Source organism: Neisseria subflava, from assembly GCF_003044645.1.
GTDB lineage: Bacteria > Pseudomonadota > Gammaproteobacteria > Burkholderiales > Neisseriaceae > Neisseria > Neisseria subflava_B.
Map to the genome: position 1 here is coordinate 108,064 of NZ_POXL01000008.1, position 22,907 is coordinate 130,970.

Below are 22,907 nucleotides of genomic sequence, written 5' to 3' on the forward strand. Positions count from 1 at the left end.
TCAGTTGATAAATCCGTCGTCTTTCATTTTCTTTTCGGAAAAATACTGGCCGATGACCAGTAAGCTGGCCAGAATGATAATGAAAAGACCTGCCATGGTCAGGGTGATTTTGAGAAACAAATCGGCATCGACGAAGGAAAACCAAAGTTGCAAAATCAAGAGCAACACCCAGCTGACGAACAATCCGAGACAGGCATAGACGCCGAGTTTAAACACGTTCTTTTTCCAAAATGACGACGTAGGCTTCACGCACGAAAAACAGTAGCATGCGGCGCTGGTCTTTTTCCATGGTAACGACCTTCCAGCCTTGCGAAGCATGGCTATTGAGGAAATCGCTGAATTTGACCGGATTGATTTTGGCGCTGCCGAAAACCAAACTGGACATAAGGTTCTCTTGATAAATGACGGCTTTATATTCTTTCATTTTATTCCTTTAAAAACAAGGGGGCTTTAAAGCCCCCTGATTCTACTCCTTATTATTCAACTGCGGTAATACGGAGCCTTCGCCCAATGCCAACAAACCGCTTTGCGAGTAAATACCCAGTTTGGCGCGGGTGTCGGTGATGTCGAGGTTGCGCATGGTCAGTTGGCCGATGCGGTCGAGCGGTGTGAACGCTGCGTCTTCGACTTTTTCCATGCTCAGGCGTTCCGGTTGGTAGGTCAGGTTAGGTGATTCGGTGTTCAGAATCGAGTAGTCGTTGCCGCGGCGCAGTTCAAGGGTGACTTCGCCGGTAATGGCTTTGGCAACCCAGCGTTGGGCGGTTTCGCGCAACATGAGGGCTTGGCTGTCAAACCAGCGGCCTTGGTAGAGTAAGCGGCCGAGGCGCAGGCCGTTGATGCGGTATTGTTCGATGGTGTCTTCGTTGTGGATACCGGTCACTAAACGCTCGTAGGCGATGTGGAACAATGCCATGCCCGGGGCTTCGTAGATGCCGCGAGATTTGGCTTCGATGATGCGGTTTTCGATTTGGTCGCTCATGCCCAAGCCGTGACGGCCGCCGATGCGGTTGGCTTCGAGGAAGAGTTCGACAGGATCGGCGTATTCTTTGCCGTTTAGTGCAACCGGCACGCCTTCTTCAAAGCGTACGCTGACTTCTTCGGGTTTGACTTCGACGCTTTCGTCCCAGAAGGCAACGCCCATGATGGGCTTAACGATTTTGATGCCGCTGTTGAGGAATTCCAAGTCTTTGGCTTCGTGGGTGGCACCCAGCATGTTGGAGTCGGTAGAGTAGGCTTTTTCAACCGACATTTTGTAGTTGAAGCCGTTGGCAATCAAAAATTCGCTCATTTCGTGACGGCCGCCGAGTTCGTCGATAAATTGTTGGTCGAGCCAAGGTTTGTAGATTTTCAACGCTGGATTGGTCAACAGGCCGTAGCGGTAGAAACGCTCGATGTCGTTGCCTTTGTAGGTACTGCCGTCGCCCCAGATATTCACGTCGTCTTCTTTCATGGCGGAAACGAGCATGGTGCCGGTCACGGCGCGGCCTAAAGGCGTGGTGTTGAAGTAGGCGATACCGCCGGTGGAAACGTGGAATGCGCCGCATTGGATGGCGGCGATGCCTTCATGTGCCAACTGTGCGCGGCAGTCGATTAAGCGGGCGTTTTCTGCGCCGTATTCCATCGCTTTTTTAGGAATGGCATTGTAATCGTCTTCGTCGGGCTGACCGAGGTTTGCGGTGTAGGCGTAAGGCAGCGCGCCTTTGAGTTTCATCCACAACAGCGCGGCAGAGGTATCAAGACCGCCGGAGAAGGCGATGCCGACTTTTTGACCGATGGGGAGATTTTGTAAAATGGTATGGTTTTGGCTCATTGGGATTCCTCCAGACTTGAAAAGTTGAAACCATTATCTTATAAATGGAATACATTGTCAGCAATTAGGCCGTCTGAATGTTTGGAGGGCCGTATTAAAGAAACCTCATCATGAACGCTTTTAACCTCATTATCATCGGCGATGAAATCCTGCACGGCAGCCGTCAAGACAAGCACTTCGCCTTTTTTAAATCTTTATTGGAATCGCACGGGCTGAAGCTCAATCAGGTGCAATACCTACCCGACGAACCCGATTTGTTGGTCAAACAACTGCGCCGCAGTTTTTCAGACGGCCTGCCGACTTTCGTTACAGGTGGTATCGGTTCTACGCCTGACGACCACACGCGCCAAGCCGCCGCAGCCGCTTTGGATTTGCCTGTCGTCCGCCATCCTGAAGCCGCCAAGTTTATCGAAGGCGTAACCCTGAAACGCGGCGAGCCGCTTGATTCGCCGGAACACGCCCAACGCCTGAAGATGGCGGATTTTCCCGAAGGCGCGGAATTGGTGCCCAATCCGTTTAACAACATCGCCGGATTTTCCATCCGCGAGCATTATTTCTTCCCCGGTTTCCCCGTGATGGCGCACCCGATGGCCGAATGGGTTTTGGAAACTTATTACGCCGACCGCTTCAACCAAACCGAACGCGGCAGCCGCAGCGTGTATGTGTTCGACCAACCAGAATCGCGCATTACGCCGATTATGGAACATCTTGAACATACCTACGCCGGTATCCGTTCGTACAGCCTGCCCACCGTGGGCCGTACCGATTCAGACGGCCGTTACACTCCGCCGCATATCGAGTTCGGCATTAAAGCGGAAGGCGAGGCCTGCTGCTTGCTGGATGCTGCGTGGGAAGATGCGTTGCAGGGTTTGCAGGCGATTGGCGCGACTTTGAAAGAAACGGTGGAATGATGCACTTATCCCCGGCCCAATCCAGACGCGCACTGACTTTTGCCTCTTTGCTGTTTTTGCCGCCGACCCTCATCATCGGCATTTGGCTGGCGCAATATGGCGGCTTTGCTTTTGAGCCGCCGCTGATGCACGCCGTCCATGCCCATGCGGGCACATGGTTTGATCCGATTGCTACCGTGTTGCACTATCTGGGCAAAACCGCGATTGCCGTGCCACTGATCGGCGCGGTCGCCGCCGCCCTGTATTTTGCCGATAAGAAGCGCGAAGCACTGTTTTGCGTGTTGGCGGCATTGGTGCCGACTTTGAACATGCTGATTGTGAAGGTATGGTTTGCCCGCGAACGCCCGTTGCTTTGGCCGCGCCTGATTGAAGAGAGCAATTTTTCCTTCCCCAGCGGCCACAGTACGTTTTCCGCCGCCATTGCCGTCATGCTGATATTGCTTTGCCGCCGCACGCGCTACCGCCGCGCCGCTTGGATAGGCGGTATTTCCTTTGCCTTGCTGACCGGGTTTTCACGCATTTATTTGGGCGTGCATTATCCCACCGACGTTTGGGCAGGCTGGACAAACGGCACGCTGACTGCCTTGCTGGTGTATATGCTCATCTTCAGGCCGTCTGAAAAATAGAAGAAATAAATCATGAATACACGTTCACCCAACACGCCTTATTGGCTCAGAAACGGCCATGCCGACACCCTGTTTGCCAAGCTGCTGCAAGGCAAGGCGCCCGACTACCGCCGCGAGCTTCTGCCCGACAGTACCGGCAAAACCCAAGTTGCCTACGATTTTGTCGACAGCGCCGATCCTGATGCGCCGCTGGTGGTTTTGTTCCACGGACTGGAAGGCAGCAGCGAGAGTCATTACGCGGTCGAGCTGATGAAAGCCGTTCAGCAGCGCGGTTGGAACGGCGTGGTTGCCCATTTCCGCAGTTGCGGCGGCATAGCAAACACCGCGCCCGTGTTCTACCACCTCGGCGATACGCCCGAAATCGCCTTTATGCTCGACACGCTGGCCCGACGCTATTCAACCATCTACGCCGTCGGCGTTTCTTTGGGAGGCAATGCCTTGGCCAAATATTTGGGCGAGCAGGGCAGCAATGCCGTTCCGCGCGCTTCTGCCGTCGTTTCCGCACCGGTTGATGCTGTGGCGGCCGGTACGCGTTTTGATCAGGGCATGACGCGACTGATTTACACGCGCTATTTTTTAAATTCGCTGTTGCCGAAAGCCCAGGCGATTCCTCAGTTTCAGACGGCCTTAAGCCAGCAAAACTGCAAAACGCTTGGCGATTTTGACGACCGCTTTACCGCGCCGCTACACGGTTTTGCCGACCGTCATGATTACTACCGCCGCAACTCCTGCAAACCGTTCCTGAAAGGCGTGGATACGCCGTTGCTGCTGCTCAATGCTGTCAATGACCCTTTCCTGCCGCCGGAAGCCCTGCCGACCGGGCGGGACGTGTCCTCGGCCGTTACGCTGCTGCAACCGGCATACGGCGGTCATGTCGGCTTCGTCAGCCGCGATCAAGGCCGTCTGAATCTGCAATGGCTGCCGCAAACAGTGTTGGACTATTTCAAACAGTATCAGCCGTAAATGAAAAAGGGCATGTATGCAGACATGCCCTTAGTGTGTAGAAAGTAAAAAGGCCGTCTGAAAACGAATTTCAGACGGCTTTTTGAATGGCTTGATTATTTGCCTTTGTTGTCGGCTTTGGCTTCTTTTTTCAGAGAAGCGTACAACTCAGGGTCGCGGTTTTTCAGCAGGGAAGCAACGGCCAAGTCGTCACGGTTTACTTTAGCCAAATCTACGCGCTCGATGTGTACCAAACGCAGCAATTCGCGTACAGGTTTAGGCATATTGCGGCCGGATTCGTAACGGGAACCACCGGATTGAGTCACACCAATGCGGCTCCAGAAGTCCATTTGGTTCAGGCCGAGTTTTTTACGGATATCGCGGATGTTTTCAATTTTTTCGAACGATTTCATGAATCTTCCTTATTGTGGTATTTGTTGCATGCCTCTAGGCATAAAAATGGGTCTGCAAGAATGCCGGCATCCCTTTTCCTGTAGGCTTTTGGGGTGATATGTGGGCGTATTGCAAATGACTGATCTAGATAATTAGACAGTATATTCGAAAGAAGTTTGCCGCTGTTTGCCATAATTTGTGTAAATATTTCTTAATTCATTATTTCGTATAATTTTTGGCATATAAATCATTAAATTATGCGATTATCTTAAATATGGCGTGGGCAAATTTTTACATAACTAAACAATTCATTATGGGTAAAAACTTAATTTTGAGCTTTTATTCGGTTTGACAGGTTGGGAAAGTGGATAAATTTCAGGCCGTCTGAATCTGTATTTTCAGACGGCCTGAAAATTTCTCAAGTTTAAGGCTTGCCGGTGGCAGGGCTGATGGTAAGGATTTCGTAGCCGGTTTCGGTAACCAAAACTTCGTGTTCCCATTGGGCGGAGAGGGAACGGTCTTTGGTGACCACTGTCCAACCGTCGTTCAGGATGCGCAGGTGGCGTTTGCCTTGGTTGATCATCGGCTCGATGGTGAAAATCATGCCCGGTTTCAGAACGAGGCCCTCGCCTTTGCGGCCGTAATGGACTACTTGCGGCGCTTCGTGGAAGCCGCGGCCGATGCCGTGTCCGCAGAATTCCTGTACGACGGAGTAGCCGGCATTTTCGGCAACCTGTTGGCAGGCATAGCCGACGTCGCCGAGGGTGGCGCCGGGTTTGACCGCTTCGATACCTGCCATCATGGAGGCGTGGGTCACGTCGATCAGGCGTTGGGCAATCGGGGAGACTTTGCCGACGGTAAACATACGGCTGGAATCGCCGTGGAAGCCGTCTTTTTTAATGGTCAGGTCGATGTTGACGATATCGCCTTCTTTCAGCGGCTTGTCGTCGGGAATACCGTGGCAGATAACGTGGTTGACGGAGGTGCAGCAGGATTTTGGGTAGGGCGGGTTGCCGTAGTTGAGGGGGGCCGGATAACCGCCTTGAACGTTGACGTGGTAGTCGTAAACGAGTTTGTCGATTTCGTTGGTGGTTACGCCGGGTTTGACGAATTGGCCGATGTAGTCGAGGGCTTCGGCGACCAAGCGGCCGAGTTCACGCATTTTTTCGATTTCTTCGGGGGTTTTGATGATGACTTTGTCCATGAGGTTTCCTTCTTGTTTCAGACGGCATGGAGGCCGTCTGAACGGGACGGGTGTGCCGTCTGTTTAAAACAGGTTGTCGAGATTGTCTTTATTGCGCGGTTTGGCTTGTGGTTTGGCCTCAGGCTCGGCTTTCGGAGTCGGTTTGGACTCGGGGGCTTTGGCTTTTTCCGGTTTGTTTTCTACTGCTTGTGCGGTAGGTTTGTTGCTTGCGGCTTTGTTTTCTACCGGCTGGCTGTCTGCTTTAGGTTTGTTTTGAGCGGCAGAGCTGTTGTTGTCGGATTGTGTGTTTTCTGATTTGTCGGTTTCAGTGCGTTTGTTTTCTGTGCGTTTGCTGCGGTGTGCGGCAGGACGGTCGTTTTTTGCACCTTCTTCGGCGTTATCGCTTTTTTCGGTTTGGGGAACAATCGGGTTGCCGGAGGCGGTTTTTGCGTCGCCGTCTTTGGTAGGCTGAACGGTTTCAGGTTCGACAGTGCCGTTGGGGCGCCAAACTTCAATGCGTGTGTCGGTTTGTTCGGCAGGGCTTTTTTCGGGTACGTCGGTTTTACCGGAGTTTAGGGTGCTGAATACGCCGGCAACAAGGGCTGCGACGGCGATAAAGCTGACAAGGAATAAAGCGCGGATTAGGTGTTTGGGCTTAAGTTGGAAAGGGGTTTTATTATTCTTGGACATGATGGGGCGGGTAATCGTTGGAGGAATGGCCGTCTGAATATTCAGACGGCCCCGGGTTGCCTGTGAATCAGTTGGCAACGTAGTTTTGATAGAGGGTCACGACTTTTTGTACACCAACGGTCGTGCTGACTTTTTGGGTCACGCGGGCTTGTTCGTCAGGCGTGAGGATGCCCATCACATAGGTCACGTTGCCGTAAGTCACGATTTTGACGCGTGCCTGGGTGGCCGGGCTGAGGCCCAACAGGGTTGCACGAACTTTAGATGTACCCCAAGTATCGTTGGTCACATCACCGAGCGAACGCGCTTGCGAGGCAACGGTGATGTAGTTGTACACGCCTTCTGCGGCTTGTTCGGAGCGGGCGATGCGTTCAACAAATTGTTTTTCGCCTTCGGTAGCCACTTGGCCGAGCAGGAGCAGGTGGCGGTTGTAGCCGACAACGTTCAGTTTGGGCTTGTAGCCTTCGACTTGGTTGTTTTGGCGCAGGTAGGAGCGTGCAGTGGTTTCGACGCGCAGGGCCATAACGTTGTCGTCGGTTTGCGCACCGGTGGTGCGGCGGTCGACGGCGGATTTGGTGCCGACGGCTGCACCGCCGATCAGTGCGCCGACGCAGCCGCTCAGACTCAGGCTCAAGAGGGTCGCTGTCAGAACGGGGAGGGCGTAGCGTTTGATATTCTTCATATCCTTTTCCTTGGGTATGGACGGGTGGGCGTTCAGACGGCCTCTAAGGGATGGGCCGTCTGAAAAGAAAGGGTTACATGCCTTCAAGCAGGACGGAGTCGATGCAGTCGCACATGGCGTGAATCAGCAAAATATGGCTTTCTTGAATGCGGGCAGTGCGCGGATAAGGGACGTTGAGCAAAACGTCGGTATCTTTGAGCATGGCGGCGATTTTTCCGCCGTCGCGGCCGGTCATGGCGATGACGTGCATATCGCGTTCGTGTGCCGCTTTGATGGCTTCGATGACGTTGGCGGAATTGCCGGAGGTGGAGATGCCGACCAATACGTCGCCGGCACGTCCGAGTGCGCGCACTTGTTTGCTGAATACATGGTCGAAACCGTAGTCGTTGCCGATGGCGGTCAGGGCGGAAGTGTCTGTTGTCAGCGCGACAGCGGCCAATTCCATGCGTTCTTTTTCAAAACGGCCGGTCATTTCTGCGGCGAAGTGCTGCGCGTCGGCAGCCGAACCGCCGTTGCCGCAGGCCAGGATTTTGCCGTCGTTCATCAGGCATTGCAGCATCAGCTCGGCGGCCTGTGCGGTCGGCTCGACCAGTACTTTTTCAGCTTCCTGCTTGGCGCGGATGCTCTCGGCAAAATGTGCGGAAACGCGTTCTTGTAATGTTGTCATGAGGTTAACCTGTAATATTTTGAATCCATTCGGGCGGGCCGTCGCCCTCGATCAGTACCGCATCCAGGCGGCAGGGCGCATGGTTTAACCCGTGCTTTTGCAGATAATACTCTACACTTCGTTGCAATTTCAATAATTTGGACGGCGAGATGCTGTATGCGGCTCCACCGAAACCTCGGTTTTTGCGGTATTTTACTTCAACAAACACAATCGTACCGCCGTTTTTGACGATTAAATCGATTTCGCCGTAGGCACAATGCCAGTTCCGCGCCAACAGCGAGCAGCCTTTGTCCAGCAGGAATGCCAGCGCCGCATCTTCGGCCGCCGCCCCCTGTTTGTGGTTTAAGCGCATGAAAAGTTTACCCGTTATATAATCATTGTTTTTAAAGAGACGCCGTTTCAGACGGCCTTGAATCTATGTACACAAAACACCTGCAAAAAGCCGTCGACAGCATCGAAAAACAGATATTATACGTTGTTGCCACACCCATCGGCAATTTAGCCGACATAACGTTGCGCGCACTGGCCGTGCTGCAAAAGGCCGACATTATCTGCGCCGAGGATACCCGTGTTACCGCCCAGCTTTTGAGTGCGTACGGTATTCAGGGCAAACTCGTGAGCGTTCGCGAACACAACGAGCAGCAAATGGCCGATAAAATCATCGCCTATCTTTCAGACGGCCTGAGCGTTGCCCAAGTTTCGGATGCGGGTACGCCTGCGGTTTGCGATCCCGGTGCGAAACTTGCCGCCCGCGTGCGCGAAGCCGGATTTAAAGTGGTGCCTGTGGTCGGCGCAAGCGCGGTCATGGGGGCGTTGAGCGTGGCCGGTGTGACGGAATCTGATTTTTACTTCAACGGTTTCCTGCCGCCTAAGGCCGGCGAACGCCAAAAGCTGCTGGCCAAATGGGCGGAAGCCGATTTTCCGATTGTGATGTTTGAAACGCCGCACCGTATCGAGGCAAGCCTTGCGGATATGGTCGCGCAGTTCCCCGAACGCCGTTTGACTTTGGCGCGCGAAATCACCAAAACATTTGAAACCTTCCTCAGCGGCACGGTTGCCGAAATCCAAGCTGCCCTCAAAAACGACAGCAACCAAACGCGTGGCGAGATGGTGCTGGTGTTGCACCCTGCCGTGAAAGAGAAGCACAGCGATTTGCCCGAGGCGGCGCAAAATACCATGAAAATCCTTGCGGCCGAGTTGCCGACCAAACAAGCCGCCGAGCTTGCCGCTAAGATTACCGGCGAGAATAAAAAGGCGCTGTATGATTTGGCTTTGGAGTGGAAAAAGCAGGGATAATGGCTGATTGGCAAACCGTATATCAAAGGCCGTCTGAACAATAGATTTCAGACGGCCTTTTTTGATTGGGCTTTAGAGGTTTTAAATTGATCCGATAGGTTCAATACGCTTTGGTGTTTGCGTTTCAGACGGCCTGAGTGTTTGGCAAACCTGTTTCAACGCTGCCATGCGCTGCGTAAATATTCGATGCAGTCGGTCAGGGCGTAAAACGGGGCGTTGCCGTGATTGGCGTTGGGGTAGAGGGTAAAGCGGACATCCGCGCCGAGGTGGTGCAAAGTGCCGGCAAGAATTTTGGCTTGTGCAACCATGCCGCGGCTGGTTTGGTCGGGGCGGTTGTTTCTGCCTTCATGTTCGCCTGCACCGAGGAGGATACCGATTCCTTGCGGCAATGTGCCGGGCAGCCAATCGAGGACGCGGCGGTCTTGCCACCAGATAGACGGTGACACCAGCAAATAATGGCGGAATCGTTCGGGGCGGGTGAACAGGGAATAGAGACCGTACAAGGCGCCGAATGAGTGGCCGAAGACGGCTTGGTTTTGGGTATCGATGCGGTATTTGCTGTTGAGCAGGGTGGAGAGTTCGTCATCGATAAAGCGGCTGAAGCGGTCGGCTTGGCCGTATTGTTTGCGTTCGGATTCGGGCGCGTTGTCGGGCAGCGGCGGCGTGTAGTCGAGGGCGCGTTGGCTTAAGTCGCGGATGGTGCCGCCGGTGTAGCCGATACCGACAATCAGGCAGGCGGCATGGCTTTTGGTGATGGGGTTGATGAGCAGGGATTGCGCCATATTGAGGATGGCGGGGAAAAAGGCATCTCCGTCAAGAATATACAGCACGGGATAGCCGCTTGTCGGACGCTCGCCGAGTGCCGCGGCTTGAATGCGGTAGGTGCGGCCGGTGTGGGCGGAAGTAAGGGCAGTTTCTTCGGCTTGCAGCAGGGTGGCGGCTTGCCAGTTGGGACGGATCGACATGATGGGGTGCTTTAATCAATGGGTTACTGAAGGAAAAAGGCCGTCTGAATAATGGTTTTCAGACGGCCTTATTGTACGGATTTCTGCCTTTTTAACAATACGCGCGATTAGCGTACGTCAACGTAGGAGCTGCTGTGCAGTTCGCGCAGGAGGTTGGTGGTCGCCTGTTGCGCTTTTTGTTGGGACAGGTATTGGCGGACGGCGTTTTGTTGGCGCTCTTCAGGCGTACCTGCTTCGCGGACATCGTTTAGCTTGATGATGTGCCAGCCGAATTGGGTGCGGACAGGGGCGCTGATTTGGCCGGGTTTGAGTTTGTGGACGGCTTCTTCAAATGGGGCAACCATCATGCCGTCGGCAAACCAGCCCAAGTCGCCGCCGTTGCCGGCGCTGCTGTCTTGCGAGTATTGGCGTGCCAAACCGCCGAAATCTGCGCCGCTGCGGGCTTGTGAGTAGATTTTGCGGATGGTGCTTTCTGCGCCGACGGCGGCATTGTCGTTGTCGGCTTTAATGAGGATGTGTTGGGCATGATATTGGCGCACAGGGTCGGCTTCGGGCAGGGTGATGCCTTGTTGTTTGGCCTGCTCGATGTAGCGTGCCACTTCGGAGTCGCTCACGCGGCTGTTTTGCATGATGGCCTGTTGGCGCACTTTTTCAACAATAATGCTGTCGGCGATGTCTTGACGGACGGCGGCAGAAGGATTTTTGATGTTGGGGTTGTGCGCGATGACGGCTTCAATTTCGCTATCGGTCGCTTGGATGTTGCGGCGTTTGCCGGCTTGGAGGATCAGGGATTGGTTGATCATTTGTGCCAAAACCTGTTGGCGCAGCTCGTTGGCGTCCATTTGTGTGCCTTTCGGCATGGTTTGACGCGCTTGTGCTACGGCTTGTTCTACTTGGCGGTGGGTAATGACTTCGTTGTCGACAACTGCGGCAATGCCGTCTGAAAGATGTACGCTGCTTTGTACGGCAGGCATGGTGGTGGCGCTGACGACTGGAGTTTTGTTGGCACGCGCTTTGGTCGCTTTGGCTTTAGGGGCGGCGTGTGCGCCTGCTGCGAGAGTGAGTGCGGCGACGAGAATCAGGGGTTTGAAGTTCATTGTTTGGCTACCTCGTTGGTTTTGCTGTAACCGGGGATGGCTAAGCGGAGTTTTTCGAATGGGTTGTTGCCGATATTGCTCAAGTCTTTGAGTTGGAGGTTGAAGAATACGGCGTTTTTGTGGCTGTTTTCGCCAGTAACATAGCGTTGGCCGACCAAGCTTGCGCTCCAGCAGCCGCAGTTGCTTTTGTATTCTGCACCGATGAGCATTTCCAGCGGTTTTTTGGCTTCGATTTCATAGTTGTAACGGGCAACGGCATACAGGTTTTTACTCAACGGCCATTGGGCGGCAAGGTCGATTTGGCTAAGCCTGTCATAGAAATAGTCGCCGTTGGCCTGCAGATAGATGCGCTCGTTGCGTCCGTATTTGTAGCGCGCGCTTAAGACTTTGCCGGGTTCAGGATTGTAGGTAATCCCTGCGGCGTAGCTTTCGGCACGGCTTAAGTTTTGGTTGTAGTGGATGTCCAAATCAATGCGTGTGCTCGGAGTAAGGTTGCCGTGTGCAAAGGCTACCCAGTCGGATTGGCTGCGCGGATAATTGCTGACGTTGCCGTCAGGCAGGACGTTGTCTTTTTTGAAATAAAACTTCTGGCCGATACCTGCACGGAAGAGTTCCGCACCGGTGTTGGGGTTGAGGATACGGCTTTGTGTGGCCAGCGTCAGGCTGTTGGCCGAATTGATGCGGTCGTTGCCCGAATACAGGTTTTCGCGGAACAGCTGCGAGTAGCTAAAGCTGTTTTCGGAGCTGTCAAAATTGGGCAGGTCGTTTTGGGACTTGGTCGGAATGTAGTTGTAAAACAGGCGCGGTTCAAGCGTTTGCAGGTATTCTCCGCCGAAGAGCCGGGCCCTGCGCTCGAAAGTCAGGCCGCTGTCGACGTTGATAATCGGCAGGACGCGGCTGACATTGCGGCCGCTTTGACCGTTGAAGCTGTTGAGGCTGTAATAAGTGGCATGTACACCGACTTTAGGTCGGATGTAGCCCCATTGGTTGTGGAAATCCCATTTGATGCTCGGGTAGAGCACCACGCGGCTGCCGTCTTGCTTAGTATCGTGGTCAAAGTGGGTGAATTGGCCTAATACGTTAAGTTGCGCCTTGCCGATATGGCTTTGCCAACGGCCGGTCAGGCGGGGCATGATGGCATAAGGTTCGTCTTTATAACCGTCTTGGTTGGCCAGCGTTTGATATTTTTGTACGCGCAACGAGCCGTCGAAGCTGCCGCCTAGCAGTTTGTCGCTGTAATTGAGCCATGCCTGACGGTCGAGATTGACGTTGCGCGCGATGTCTTCGCGGCCGTAGAAGTCGCGGTAGTAATCGTCGTCGGAAACTTGGTTGTAGTTGATGCCGCCGCTGATTTTACTGTTCAGCTGCTGCTGGTGTTTCCATTTGAACTGGTAGCGGTTGTTGTGGATGCTTTTTTGGTCGTTGGGCATCCAGTCGCCATCGACTTCGCCGCTGTAATTCGGTTGCAGATAACGGACTTGGCCGCCCAGTTGCACACCTCGTTTGCTGATGATGCCCGGGCGGATGGTGGCATCCAAATTTGGGGCAAGGTTGAAGTAGTAGGGCAGGCTCAGCTCAAGGCCGTCTGAACCTGTGGCAATGGTCGGAACGAGCAGGCCGCTTTTGCGGTTGCCGTTGATGGGAAAGTCTGCCCAAGGCGTGTAGAGGACGGGGACGCCGCCGAATACGAGCGAAGCGTGTTTGGCCACGCCGATACCTGTCGACTCATCGGCTTCAATGCTTTGCGCTTGGATATACCAGCTGGCATCGCCGGGCGAACAGGTGTTGAATTTGGTATTGATGAGCTTGTAGAGGCCTTTGCCTTTGAGTTCGGCTTTTTCGCTGACACTTTGAAGACGGCGGCCGCCTTGTTCGGTATTGAGGCGCACGGCGGTGCCGGAACCGGTCTGGTCTTTGAGGTTGTAAACCAATTGATCGCCGGATACGGTCGAACCGTTTTGATACAGGGTGAAGCGGTCGCCGGCGGTAACGGTATCGGTGGCTTGGTCGTATTGCGCCCAATCGGAGTTGAGAACATCGGCATTGCGCTCGACAATGACGTCGCCTTCGGCACGGACGCCGACTTGGGTCTGACCTTCTATTTTATCGGCGTTGACGCGGGTGTAATCGGCAGGCAGGGCAGGCTCGCCGCTGCGTTTGATTTCGGCGGTTTCGGCCGGCTTGGCATCTTCGTGGTCGCAAAACAGGCAAGTGCTGCCCAAGGAAAGCGGATCAGCTTCGCTTTGGCTGGTTTTTGCCGGTTTGGATGCGGCGGTGTGGGCAGGGGTATAGTCTTCCGCCTGCGGAACAGAAGCATCTTCCGCGCGCACGGCTGTTGCGCCAAAGCCCATAATTAAGGCGAGTACCAAGGGTTTGAGTGAAAATAAACGAGCCAAAATCGCCCCTTAAATCGGTTTGCCAGTTAGAATAGCGGTTATTGTAACCTGAAATTCTGCGATACCGCTATGCAACGACAAACCGAATTACAAAACTGGCTGGAGTCTGTTTACCCGAACCAGTCGTTCGAATTGAGCTTTGCGGCAGCCGATGCCGACTTCCGCCGTTATTTCCGTGCGACGTTTTCAGACGGGCAGACCGTTATCTGTATGGACGCGCCTCCTGAGAAGATGAGTGTTGCGCCTTATTTGAAAGTGCAAAAACTGTTTAACATGGTCAATGTGCCGCAAGTGCTTCATGTGGATGAAGCGTTGGGCTTTATGGTGTTGAACGATTTGGGCAATACCACATTCCTGACCGCCATGAATCAGGAAAACAGCGAAACCGCCCACAAAGCCCTGTTGCTCGAAGCCATCGACGAACTGATCGAACTGCAAAAAGCCAGCCAGCCGGACAAACTGCCGGAATACGACCGTGAAGTCATGCTGCGCGAGATTAACTTATTCCCCGAATGGTTTGTGGCCAAAGAATTGGGCCGCGAGTTGACCTTCAAGCAACGCCAGTTGTGGCAGCAAACCGTCGATACGCTGCTGCCGCCCTTGTTGGAACAACCTAAAGTGTATGTCCACCGCGACTTTATCGTCCGCAATCTGATGCTGGCGAAAGGCCGTCCGGGCGTGTTGGACTTCCAAGACGCGCTTTACGGCCCGATTTCCTATGATTTGGTGTCGCTGCTGCGTGATGCGTTTATCGAATGGGAAGAAGAATTTGTATTGGACTTGGTCATCCGTTACTGGGAAAAAGCACGCGCTGCCCAGCTGCCTGTACCTGCCGAGTTTGACGAGTTCTACCGCTGGTTTGAATGGATGGGTGTACAACGCCATTTGAAAGTGGCCGGTATTTTTGCCCGCCTGTACTACCGCGACGGCAAAGACAAATACCGCCCTGAAATCCCGCGCTTCTTGAACTATTTGCGCCGTGTATCCCGCCGTTACAACGATTTGGCGCCGCTTTATGCGTTGCTGGTCGAATTGGTCGGCGATGACGAATTGGAAACAGGCTATACCTTCTAAGCTTGGTTTTAAGATTTGATTCCACTTTTCAGACGGTCTGATCAACAAAAGGCCGTCTGAAACCTTTACAGAACACACAAACATGACTTACATGATTTACCCCAAAACCTACGACGTGATTGTTGTCGGTGGCGGCCATGCTGGTACCGAAGCCGCGCTTGCCGCCGCACGCATGGGCGCGCAGACGCTTTTGCTCACACACAACATCGAAACGCTCGGACAAATGTCGTGCAACCCGTCCATCGGCGGCATCGGCAAAGGACATTTAGTACGCGAACTTGACGCGCTCGGCGGCGCGATGGCGTTGGCGACCGATAAATCCGGCATCCAGTTCCGCCGCTTGAACGCCAGCAAAGGCGCGGCCGTCCGTGCCACGCGCGCGCAGGCCGATCGCATCCTATATAAAGCCGCCATCCGCGAAATGTTGGAAAACCAAGAAAACCTCGACCTTTTCCAACAAGCCGTCGAAGACGTAACGCTCGACGGCGAACGCATCAGCGGCGTGGTTACCGCGATGGGCGTGGAGTTTAAAGCACGCGCCGTCGTATTGACCGCAGGCACGTTTTTGTCCGGCAAAATCCACATTGGTTTGGAAAACTACGAAGGCGGCCGCGCCGGCGATCCCGCCGCCAAATCCTTGGGCGGCCGTTTGCGTGAATTGAACCTGCCTCAAGGCCGTCTGAAAACCGGCACGCCGCCGCGTATTGACGGACGCACGATTGACTTCTCCCAACTGACCGAACAGCCCGGTGACACGCCTGTGCCCGTAATGTCCGTACGCGGCAGCGCCGATATGCACCCGCGCCAAGTGTCCTGCTGGATTACGCATACCAACACGCAAACCCACGACATCATCCGCTCAGGCTTCGACCGCAGCCCGATGTTTACCGGCAAAATCGAAGGCGTGGGTCCGCGTTATTGTCCGTCTATTGAAGACAAAATCAACCGCTTCGCCGACAAAGACAGCCACCAGATTTTCCTCGAACCCGAAGGCCTGACCACGCACGAATACTACCCCAACGGTATCTCCACCAGCCTGCCGTTCGACATCCAAATCGCGCTCGTCCGCAGCATGAAAGGCCTTGAAAACGCCCATATCCTGCGCCCCGGCTACGCCATCGAATACGACTATTTCGATCCGCGCAACCTTAAAGCCAGCCTCGAAACCAAAACCATCCAAGGCCTCTTCTTTGCCGGACAAATCAACGGCACGACCGGCTACGAAGAAGCCGCCGCGCAAGGCCTGCTCGCCGGTGCAAACGCCGTGCAATACATCCGTGAACAAGACCCGCTCCTGCTGCGCCGCGAACAAGCCTATCTCGGCGTATTGGTGGACGACCTCATCACCAAAGGCGTGAACGAACCTTACCGAATGTTCACCAGCCGCGCCGAATACCGCCTGCAACTCAGGGAAGACAACGCCGACATGCGCCTGACCGAAGACGGCTACAAAATCGGCTTGGTGGGTGAAGAACAATGGCGTATGTTCAACGAAAAACGCGAAGCCATTGAGCGCGAAATCCAACGTTTGAAAACAACGTGGTACACGCCGCAAAAACTCGCCGAAGAAGAGCAGCTGCGCGTATTCGGCCAAAAACTCAGCCGCGAAGCCAACCTGCACGACCTCCTGCGCCGCCCGAACCTCGACTACGCCGCGCTGATGACCCTGCCCGACGCACAACCTGAAACCGAACTTGCCGACAGCGTGGTCGAACAAGTCGAAATCCAAGTCAAATACCAAGGCTATATCGACCGCCAAAACGAAGAAATCGACAGCCGCCGCGATTTGGAAACATTGAGGCTACCTGAAAACATTGATTACAGCAAAGTCAAAGGCTTATCCGCCGAAGTGCAGCAAAAGCTCAACCAACACAAACCCGAAACCGTCGGACAAGCCAGCCGAATTTCCGGAGTAACCCCAGCAGCGGTGGCTTTGCTGATGGTGCATTTGAAGCGCGGGTTTAAAGATGCGAAGTAAGCTACCTGAACGCGGAGCAGCCGCAGGTCAGATAATTCTTGTGTTTCGACACATCTGTTACTACAAGATGTCAGATTCAAGAATCTGACTTGCGGTAGGTTTTCAAAGTCTACAAAAGCAGCCTACACATTAAAATTGATGTGTAAAACCCAACCTGAAGATTAAATAAGGAGTAACAATGGGCTTTTCCCTATATTTCTACCGCTTTGAAAATGGCGAACAGGTAGACGGCAACCGCGAAGGAGCAAAATCATTTTTAAACAGCAGGGGACTAGATAGCTGCCTTCGTGATAAGGACGGCAACTATTTAGAATTTGATAACTGTTCCACAGATTTGGAAATAACGGATTTCAATGATAGGGAATGCCAGTTTGAAGGAAATATTGGCCATGCATATTTAACGGATGAGGAGTGTAGTTTCATCTATGAGTTGTGCCGTGCTGCGGATTGGGTGATTGTTAATCCGCAATTTAGCGATACTGAACCCTTATTTATCTTATTAGAACAAGATACTGCACAACATTTGCCGGAAGAATATAGTAATAACTATACCGTCATATCTTCTGGAGAAGAGCTGCAAATGCTGCTTTTAAACGGATTCCATCAGTTTCAAGCTTGGAAAAGCCGTATTCTGTAGCAACTGTATTTTTGCCCGACGGGGTAAAAAATACAGTTGCTACGGTACTAATACTCGATAAATAGTAAAAAGGAGTAAAATTGCAACATTTGATACACAAGATTCAAGAGGTTTAGTCGGTAAACATTTGATTTATCCCTATGATAACGGCTGGAATTATGAAATTTATGTAAAAAATGCCGAACATATGGATTACCATACTCGCCCTTGAAAGGCAGTCTAAAAATATCATTCCAGACAGTTTTATCAATTTATTTTTCAGTTACGGGAATTTTTAAATTCCTTAAGCCCACCTTCAAATTGGAGCTGTATCAATGAAACCCCGACTTTCCCCATTTGCTGTCGTGCTATTTTTGGCCGGTATTTCCTCTGTTCATGCAGCACCCGCTCAAAATGCACAAAATCAGTGCATTACCCTGAAAAATATCTCTATCACCGATACTGTCATCACTAAAGCCGAATGGTCGAACGGCGAAATCAGTGCCGACAGAATGTCTTCCCTCACCGGTGGTTCAACCAATGTCTTACAGTCCAAACCGCATTGCGTGGTGGAAGGCGAAATTGGCGCGCGCACCGGTGCAGACGGCAAGCATTACGGCACGAAATTCCAACTCAGGCTACCTGAAAATTGGAACGGAGGTTTCCTGTTTCAAGGCGGTGGCGGGGTGGACGGCTTTGTTGCACCCGCCGTGGGTAGTATCCCCGTGCGCACCTCTACCTCTACGCCAGCGCTGATGCGTGGTTACGCCGTGGTCAGCATGGACGGCGGCCATCCTACGCCCACGCCCAACTTCGGCGCAGACCAGCAGGCGCGTTTAGACTTCGCTTACCAGTCCACAGGAAAAGTAACCGCCGTTGCCAAGCAGTTGATTCAAAAGATGTATGCCGTTGCGCCGAAACACAGCTATTTCATGGGCTGCTCCAACGGCGGACGTGAAGCGATGATGGCCGCACAACGCTATCCTTTAGAATTTGACGGTGTGATTGCCGCCAATCCCGGCTTCCGCCTGTCGCGTGCTGCCGTCGCCCAACAGTGGGATTACCAGCAGTTTATGAAAATTGCCCCCAAAGACGCACAAGGCAACAAAATCCTAGCTAATGCCCTGACCCAAGCCGATTTGGACAAAGTGAGCGAAGCGGTGAAAAACCGTTGCGACGCGCGCGACGGCCTGAAAGACGGCGTGATTAACGCATGGGAAAGCTGCGATTTCAAAGCCGAACACGCCGGCCTCTCCCCTGCCAAAACCGCCGCCCTCAAAGCCGTGATGGACGGCGCACGCGACTCACGCGGCAACCCGATTTACAGCGGCTGGTATTACGATGTGGGTATGAATCAGCCCGACTGGCGTAAATGGAAGCTCGGCAGCTCGCAAACCGCCAATCCTGATTCACGCGGCGTAACGCTCGGTGCAGGTTCGCTTACTTGGTATTTCATGACTCCCGCCGTGCCGAACTTTGATGTGAGCAAATTTGATTTTGACCGCGATACGCCCAAAACATACCAAACCGGCGCAATTAACGATGCGGTGTCCACCGATTTGAGCACCTTCCGCGCACGCGGTGGCAAACTGATTGTGCTCACCGGCGTGTCCGACCCCGTGTTTTCCGCCAAAGACCAGGTGGCATGGTTCCGCCAAATGAATGCCGACACGCCAAGCGCCCAAAACTTCAGCCGCCTGTTTATGATACCCGGCATGAACCACTGCGGCGGCGGCCAAGCCTTCAATGATGTAGATCCGCTCACACTTTTGGAAAACTGGCATGGCAAAAACCAAGCCCCCGGGCGCATGATTGCACAAGGGAAATCCTTCCCGAATAAACAAATGCCGATTTGCGCCTATCCGAAAGTCGCCACTTATACCGGCGGGAATGAAAATAAAGCAGATAGCTTTGAATGCCGCTGATTGATATAAAAGAGAAATATAAAACAGAAAAAAGGCCGTCTGAAACTTTCAGACGGCCTTTATTTATCAGGGGATTGACGGTGTTGCACCTTATTTCATTAATTTTTTAAAGAGTTCGGATTGTCAGCAAGATGGGCGTGTTCTGATGAAAAAATGAAGAAGAAAACGTTTTTTCAGGACGCGTCATAAGCTGCCGCTTTTTCGAGCAGTTTTACCCTTGCCTGCGGCCATTCCTCACGCAGCAGGCTGTATTCAACCGTATCGCGCACGCTGCCGTCTTTCCGCAGCTTGTGGCAGCGCAAGATGCCGTCTTGGTGTGCACCCAAGCGTTCGATGGCGCGTTGGGAGGCGGTGTTGAGGTTGTCGGTCTGCCAGCAGGCGCAGCGGCAGTTTAAAGTGTCGAAAACGTAGTCGAGCAACATGATTTTGCAGGCGGTATTGATGCGTGTGCGCCGTGCCGACAGGGCATACCATGTGTAACCGATATACAGACGCGGGATGGCGGGGTCGATGTGGTAAAGCGAAGTCGAACCGACGATTTTGCCCGTATCTTCGTCGATGACGGCAAAGGCGAGACGGGTTTGCATAGCAGTACGGATATAGTCCGCCACTTGGTGGGGTTCGGGCGCGGTGGTTACGTTGAGCTTCCAAACTTCGCCGTCGCAAACAGCTTCGCGCAAACCGGCTTCGTGTGCCGTTGTTAAAGGTTCGAGACGGACGCGGTCGAAGGATAAAACGGGAGTGGATGAGAAATCAGTCATGGGGTTTCCTTTGTATTTGATGGTTTGAGTTTTCAGACGACCTTTTATAGTGTCTTAGCGGACAGCATCTCTGAGGTCGTCTGAAAGCTATTGATTAATGATGTTTGAACACCAGCACGCCCGACTCCGATACAAACCCGTCCAGCGGCAGGTCGTGCGGTTCGGTCGGTAGGGTGTCAGTCAGTTGGCAGCCGAAGCCTACGCCCAGGGTTTGGGTTTGCAGGCGGTATTTCGTGGCGGAGAGGGTGGCGTCGTAATAGCCGCCGGCCTGTCCGAGGCGGTAGCCGCGTTTGTCGATGCCGACGATGGGGACAAGCAGTAGGCTGAGTTGGTGGACACGGATTTTTTGGCCGGTGAATTGGGGGACATGCAATTTGGCGCGGCCGCGTTTGCGTTCTTGTTTGGCGCCGTCGGCAGGGTAGGGGGTGAACCACATCCGCCGCGTGTTCGGTTCGATATAGGGCAGGTAGAGTTTTGCGCCGCGTTTTTGTGCGGCACGGACAAAGCCGTCCAATCGCAATTCCTTGCCCATCGGCCAATACACGCCGATTTTCCGTCCTTTTTTGATGTAGGGTTTGAGCAGGCGGTTGATGGTTTCTGTGGCGGCGTTGCGCTCGTCGGCGCTCATTTGGGCGCGTGCGCGGCGGAACTGTTTGCGTAGTGCCGATTTTTCGGGATTCCTCATTTTCAGACGGCCTTTCGGGATTGCGGTAGAATGTTGCGATTATAACGATTTTGTTAACATTCAAACAGGACGCACACGATGTGGCACATTGTCGCCATCGGCTATCTTTTTGTTGCCGTGATGTTTTCCGCCGCGCAGCCGAGTATTGCGCGCGCGTTGATTTATTTGGTTTTTTGGGCAGTGTTGCCCACTGTGTTCACGGTCTTCGTCGTGACCATCCGCCGCCGCAACCGCCTGATGAAACGGCAGGAGCAGGCGGAGTTTGAGGCGGCCCGACAAAAGGCGGTACAGACGGATGAAAAACAGGACGGAAAGGTATAAAATCCCTTTTCAGACGGCCTCTTATCAGCTATAATCCGTCAGTTTTCCATTTCGGAAACACTCTTTTATTTTTTAAAACTTATGCCCACTTTCGCCGAAGGGTGCTTGACAATAGGCGCCGCCTATCAAGTTCTATGCGATTGAATGTGTGCTCTTTAACCCTTTCAAGGAAATAACATGTCTCAAATTACTATGCGTCAGATGATTGAAGCCGGTGTTCACTTCGGTCACCAAACCCGTTTCTGGAACCCGAAAATGGCTCAATACATTTTCGGTGCGCGCAACAAAATCCATATCGTAAACTTGGAAAAAACCCTGCCGATGTTCCAAGAGGCGCAAGAAGCCGTACGTCGTCTGGTTGCCAACAAAGGTACAGTATTGTTCGTAGGTACCAAACGCCAAGCCCGCGACATCATCCGCGAAGAAGCTACCCGTGCCGGTATGCCTTTCGTTGATTACCGCTGGTTGGGCGGTATGCTGACCAACTACAAAACCGTTAAGCAATCCATCAAACGCCTGGAAGAAAAAACTGCTGCCCTGGAAAACGCTGCTGAAGGCGGTTTCAACAAAAAAGAAATTCTGGAAATGCAACGCGACGTTGAAAAACTGGAACGTTCTTTGGGCGGTATCAAAAACATGAAAGGCCTGCCTGACGCGATTTTCGTTATCGATACCGGCTACCAAAAAGGTACTCTGGTTGAAGCTGAAAAACTGGGCATCCCTGTTATCGCCGTAGTCGATACCAACAACAGCCCTGACGGCGTGAAATACGTTATCCCTGGTAACGATGACTCCGCGAAAGCTATCCGCCTGTACTGCCGCGGCATCGCCGACGCAGTTTTGGAAGGCAAAAACCAAGCGCTGCAAGAAACTGTAGCCGCTGCCCAAGAAGCTGCTGCCGAGTAATTCGGTACACAGAAGAGGGGCGTTATGCCCCTTTTCTCAAATCCCGTTCTGAAATCCGTTTCAGACGGCCACTATTTCCAAACACGGCAATGGCCGTGTTCCCAAAAATCTAGGAGATTCAAAATGGCAGAAATTACTGCAAAAATGGTTGCCGACCTGCGCGCCGCTACCGGCCTGGGCATGATGGAATGCAAAAAAGCCTTGGTTGAAGCTGAAGGCAACTTCGACAAAGCCGAAGAAATCCTGCGTATTAAATCTGGTGCGAAAGCCGGTAAACTGGCTGGCCGTACTGCTGCCGAAGGCGTATTGGCTTATGCAATCAACGGTAATGTTGGTGCATTGGTTGAAGTAAACTGCGAGACCGACTTCGTTGCTAAAGACGCCGGCTTCGTAGAATTTGCCAACTTCGTTGCTAAAACTGCTGCTGAGAAAAAACCGGCTTCTGTTGAAGAACTGAGCGAACTGGTTGAAGCAGAACGTAAAGCCATCATCGCTAAATTGGGCGAAAACATGTCTGTTCGCCGCTTCCAAGTGATTGACACTGCCAACCAACTGGTTGCCTACATCCACGGTGCATTGGCTACCGAAGGCGTATTGGTTGAGTTCAAAGGCTCTGAAGACGTAGCACGCAAAATCGGTATGCACATCGTTGCCGCTAAACCACAATGCGTAAGCGAAGCCGAAGTAGATGCTGAAACCGTTGAAAAAGAACGCCACATCTACACCGAACAAGCTATCGCTTCCGGCAAACCTGCCGACATCGCCGCTAAAATGGTTGAAGGCCGTATCCGTAAATTCTTGGCTGAAATCACTCTGAACGGCCAAGCATTCGTGATGAACCCTGACCAAACTGTTGCCCAATTCGCTAAAGAAAACGGCACTGAAGTGATCAGCTTCGTACGCTACAAAGTAGGCGACGGTATCGAGAAAGCTGTTGTTGACTACGCAGCCGAAGTTGCTGCCGCTGCTAAAGTGTAAGGCACTTA

Annotated in this window: 26 protein-coding genes; 12 read left to right on the top strand and 14 right to left on the bottom strand. The window is 53.0% G+C overall.

Annotated elements, in window-relative coordinates:
• From DBY97_RS09645 to argG, 3 genes are read right to left on the bottom strand one after another with little or no spacing between them, the layout of a single operon-like run.
• Nucleotides 1–216 carry a hypothetical protein gene (locus DBY97_RS09645; RefSeq protein ID WP_107858194.1) on the bottom strand — a complete coding sequence of 72 codons (216 nt, stop codon included), beginning with the start codon at nt 214–216 and terminating at the stop codon, nt 1–3.
• Nucleotides 209–424, bottom strand: coding sequence for a DUF4177 domain-containing protein (locus DBY97_RS09650; RefSeq protein WP_107858195.1), 216 nt, complete (start codon nt 422–424; stop codon nt 209–211). The genes DBY97_RS09645 and DBY97_RS09650 overlap by 8 nt, the downstream gene beginning before the upstream one ends.
• 42 nt (nt 425–466) lie before the next feature.
• Entirely contained in the window at nt 467–1,810 is a 1,344-nt protein-coding gene (gene argG / locus DBY97_RS09655; RefSeq protein ID WP_070645264.1) for an argininosuccinate synthase, read from the bottom strand.
• Nucleotides 1,811–1,920: 110 nt separating this feature from the next.
• Between argG and DBY97_RS09660 the strand changes: the two genes are divergently transcribed.
• Genes DBY97_RS09660 through DBY97_RS09670 form a run of 3 tightly spaced genes read left to right on the top strand, consistent with a single transcriptional unit; the run spans nt 1,921 to nt 4,310 of the window.
• On the top strand, nt 1,921–2,721 hold the full coding sequence (locus DBY97_RS09660) for a competence/damage-inducible protein A (protein WP_107858196.1): 801 nt from the start codon (nt 1,921–1,923) through the stop codon (nt 2,719–2,721).
• Entirely contained in the window at nt 2,721–3,347 is a 627-nt protein-coding gene (locus DBY97_RS09665) for a phosphatase PAP2 family protein (RefSeq protein ID WP_070748568.1), read from the top strand. Before DBY97_RS09660 ends, DBY97_RS09665 begins: the two co-directional genes overlap by 1 nt.
• Before the next feature lie 12 nt (nt 3,348–3,359).
• Nucleotides 3,360–4,310: a YheT family hydrolase gene (locus DBY97_RS09670; RefSeq protein ID WP_107858197.1), complete on the top strand. Its 951-nt coding sequence runs from the start codon at nt 3,360–3,362 to the stop codon at nt 4,308–4,310.
• A 95-nt stretch (nt 4,311–4,405) separates the two neighbouring features.
• On the opposite strand, the gene DBY97_RS09675 is transcribed toward DBY97_RS09670, so the two are convergent.
• From DBY97_RS09675 to DBY97_RS09700, 6 genes are all read right to left on the bottom strand, one after another.
• Nucleotides 4,406–4,702, bottom strand: a complete 297-nt coding sequence (locus DBY97_RS09675) for a helix-turn-helix domain-containing protein (RefSeq protein WP_003680641.1) — start codon at nt 4,700–4,702, stop codon at nt 4,406–4,408.
• Between the two features lie 404 nt (nt 4,703–5,106).
• Nucleotides 5,107–5,907 carry a type I methionyl aminopeptidase gene (gene map, locus DBY97_RS09680; RefSeq protein ID WP_425413706.1) on the bottom strand — a complete coding sequence of 267 codons (801 nt, stop codon included), beginning with the start codon at nt 5,905–5,907 and terminating at the stop codon, nt 5,107–5,109.
• A gap of 42 nt (nt 5,908–5,949) precedes the next feature.
• Nucleotides 5,950–6,555 carry a hypothetical protein gene (locus DBY97_RS09685; RefSeq protein ID WP_049343739.1) on the bottom strand — a complete coding sequence of 202 codons (606 nt, stop codon included), beginning with the start codon at nt 6,553–6,555 and terminating at the stop codon, nt 5,950–5,952.
• 67 nt (nt 6,556–6,622) lie between these two features.
• Nucleotides 6,623–7,234, bottom strand: a complete 612-nt coding sequence (locus tag DBY97_RS09690; protein ID WP_049330858.1) for a BON domain-containing protein — start codon at nt 7,232–7,234, stop codon at nt 6,623–6,625.
• Nucleotides 7,235–7,307: 73 nt separating this feature from the next.
• Complete coding sequence (locus DBY97_RS09695) at nt 7,308–7,901, bottom strand: phosphoheptose isomerase (RefSeq protein ID WP_107858198.1); 594 nt, start codon at nt 7,899–7,901, stop codon at nt 7,308–7,310.
• 4 nt (nt 7,902–7,905) lie between these two features.
• Entirely contained in the window at nt 7,906–8,253 is a 348-nt protein-coding gene (locus DBY97_RS09700; protein ID WP_070712220.1) for a YraN family protein, read from the bottom strand.
• A gap of 65 nt (nt 8,254–8,318) precedes the next feature.
• Between DBY97_RS09700 and rsmI the strand changes: the two genes are divergently transcribed.
• The gene (rsmI, locus tag DBY97_RS09705) at nt 8,319–9,197 is read left to right on the top strand and encodes a 16S rRNA (cytidine(1402)-2'-O)-methyltransferase (RefSeq protein WP_107858199.1); all 879 of its coding nucleotides are present in this window, start codon (nt 8,319–8,321) and stop codon (nt 9,195–9,197) included.
• Between the two features lie 155 nt (nt 9,198–9,352).
• Here the strand turns inward: rsmI and DBY97_RS09710 are convergent, their stop codons facing one another.
• The 3 genes from DBY97_RS09710 to DBY97_RS09720 form a co-directional block, all read right to left on the bottom strand.
• Complete coding sequence (locus tag DBY97_RS09710; protein WP_107858200.1) at nt 9,353–10,162, bottom strand: alpha/beta hydrolase; 810 nt, start codon at nt 10,160–10,162, stop codon at nt 9,353–9,355.
• Nucleotides 10,163–10,269: 107 nt separating this feature from the next.
• Nucleotides 10,270–11,259, bottom strand: coding sequence for a peptidylprolyl isomerase (locus DBY97_RS09715; RefSeq protein WP_107858201.1), 990 nt, complete (start codon nt 11,257–11,259; stop codon nt 10,270–10,272).
• A complete protein-coding gene (locus DBY97_RS09720; protein ID WP_349290044.1) occupies nt 11,256–13,655 on the bottom strand; it encodes an LPS-assembly protein LptD in 2,400 nt (799 codons plus the stop codon). Before DBY97_RS09720 ends, DBY97_RS09715 begins: the two co-directional genes overlap by 4 nt.
• Nucleotides 13,656–13,724: 69 nt before the next feature.
• On the opposite strand from DBY97_RS09720, the gene amgK reads away from it, so the two are divergent.
• The 5 genes from amgK to DBY97_RS09745 all read left to right on the top strand — a co-directional run bounded on the left by amgK (nt 13,725) and on the right by DBY97_RS09745 (nt 19,248).
• On the top strand, nt 13,725–14,729 hold the full coding sequence (gene amgK, locus DBY97_RS09725; protein ID WP_107858203.1) for an N-acetylmuramate/N-acetylglucosamine kinase AmgK: 1,005 nt from the start codon (nt 13,725–13,727) through the stop codon (nt 14,727–14,729).
• 82 nt (nt 14,730–14,811) lie between these two features.
• Nucleotides 14,812–16,707, top strand: coding sequence for a tRNA uridine-5-carboxymethylaminomethyl(34) synthesis enzyme MnmG (gene mnmG / locus DBY97_RS09730; protein ID WP_107858204.1), 1,896 nt, complete (start codon nt 14,812–14,814; stop codon nt 16,705–16,707).
• A gap of 178 nt (nt 16,708–16,885) precedes the next feature.
• On the top strand, nt 16,886–17,344 hold the full coding sequence (locus tag DBY97_RS09735) for a hypothetical protein (protein WP_107858205.1): 459 nt from the start codon (nt 16,886–16,888) through the stop codon (nt 17,342–17,344).
• A 79-nt stretch (nt 17,345–17,423) separates the two neighbouring features.
• Nucleotides 17,424–17,555, top strand: coding sequence for a phenolic acid decarboxylase (locus DBY97_RS11635; RefSeq protein WP_079453712.1), 132 nt, complete (start codon nt 17,424–17,426; stop codon nt 17,553–17,555).
• Nucleotides 17,556–17,658: 103 nt separating this feature from the next.
• Nucleotides 17,659–19,248: a tannase/feruloyl esterase family alpha/beta hydrolase gene (locus DBY97_RS09745; protein ID WP_107858206.1), complete on the top strand. Its 1,590-nt coding sequence runs from the start codon at nt 17,659–17,661 to the stop codon at nt 19,246–19,248.
• Nucleotides 19,249–19,421: 173 nt separating this feature from the next.
• Here the strand turns inward: DBY97_RS09745 and DBY97_RS09750 are convergent, their stop codons facing one another.
• Both DBY97_RS09750 and DBY97_RS09755 read right to left on the bottom strand, forming a co-directional pair.
• On the bottom strand, nt 19,422–20,009 hold the full coding sequence (locus DBY97_RS09750) for a GNAT family N-acetyltransferase (RefSeq protein ID WP_107858207.1): 588 nt from the start codon (nt 20,007–20,009) through the stop codon (nt 19,422–19,424).
• A 94-nt stretch (nt 20,010–20,103) separates the two neighbouring features.
• On the bottom strand, nt 20,104–20,694 hold the full coding sequence (locus DBY97_RS09755; protein WP_107858208.1) for a 5-formyltetrahydrofolate cyclo-ligase: 591 nt from the start codon (nt 20,692–20,694) through the stop codon (nt 20,104–20,106).
• Between the two features lie 78 nt (nt 20,695–20,772).
• Here DBY97_RS09755 and DBY97_RS09760 point away from each other — a divergent pair, with 78 nt between their 5' ends.
• From DBY97_RS09760 to tsf, 3 genes are all read left to right on the top strand, one after another.
• Entirely contained in the window at nt 20,773–21,015 is a 243-nt protein-coding gene (locus tag DBY97_RS09760) for a hypothetical protein (RefSeq protein WP_004520263.1), read from the top strand.
• Nucleotides 21,016–21,192: 177 nt separating this feature from the next.
• Nucleotides 21,193–21,921, top strand: coding sequence for a 30S ribosomal protein S2 (gene rpsB / locus DBY97_RS09765; protein WP_002230071.1), 729 nt, complete (start codon nt 21,193–21,195; stop codon nt 21,919–21,921).
• 123 nt (nt 21,922–22,044) lie between these two features.
• Nucleotides 22,045–22,899, top strand: a complete 855-nt coding sequence (gene tsf, locus DBY97_RS09770; RefSeq protein ID WP_063076188.1) for a translation elongation factor Ts — start codon at nt 22,045–22,047, stop codon at nt 22,897–22,899.
• Nucleotides 22,900–22,907 lie beyond the last annotated feature (8 nt).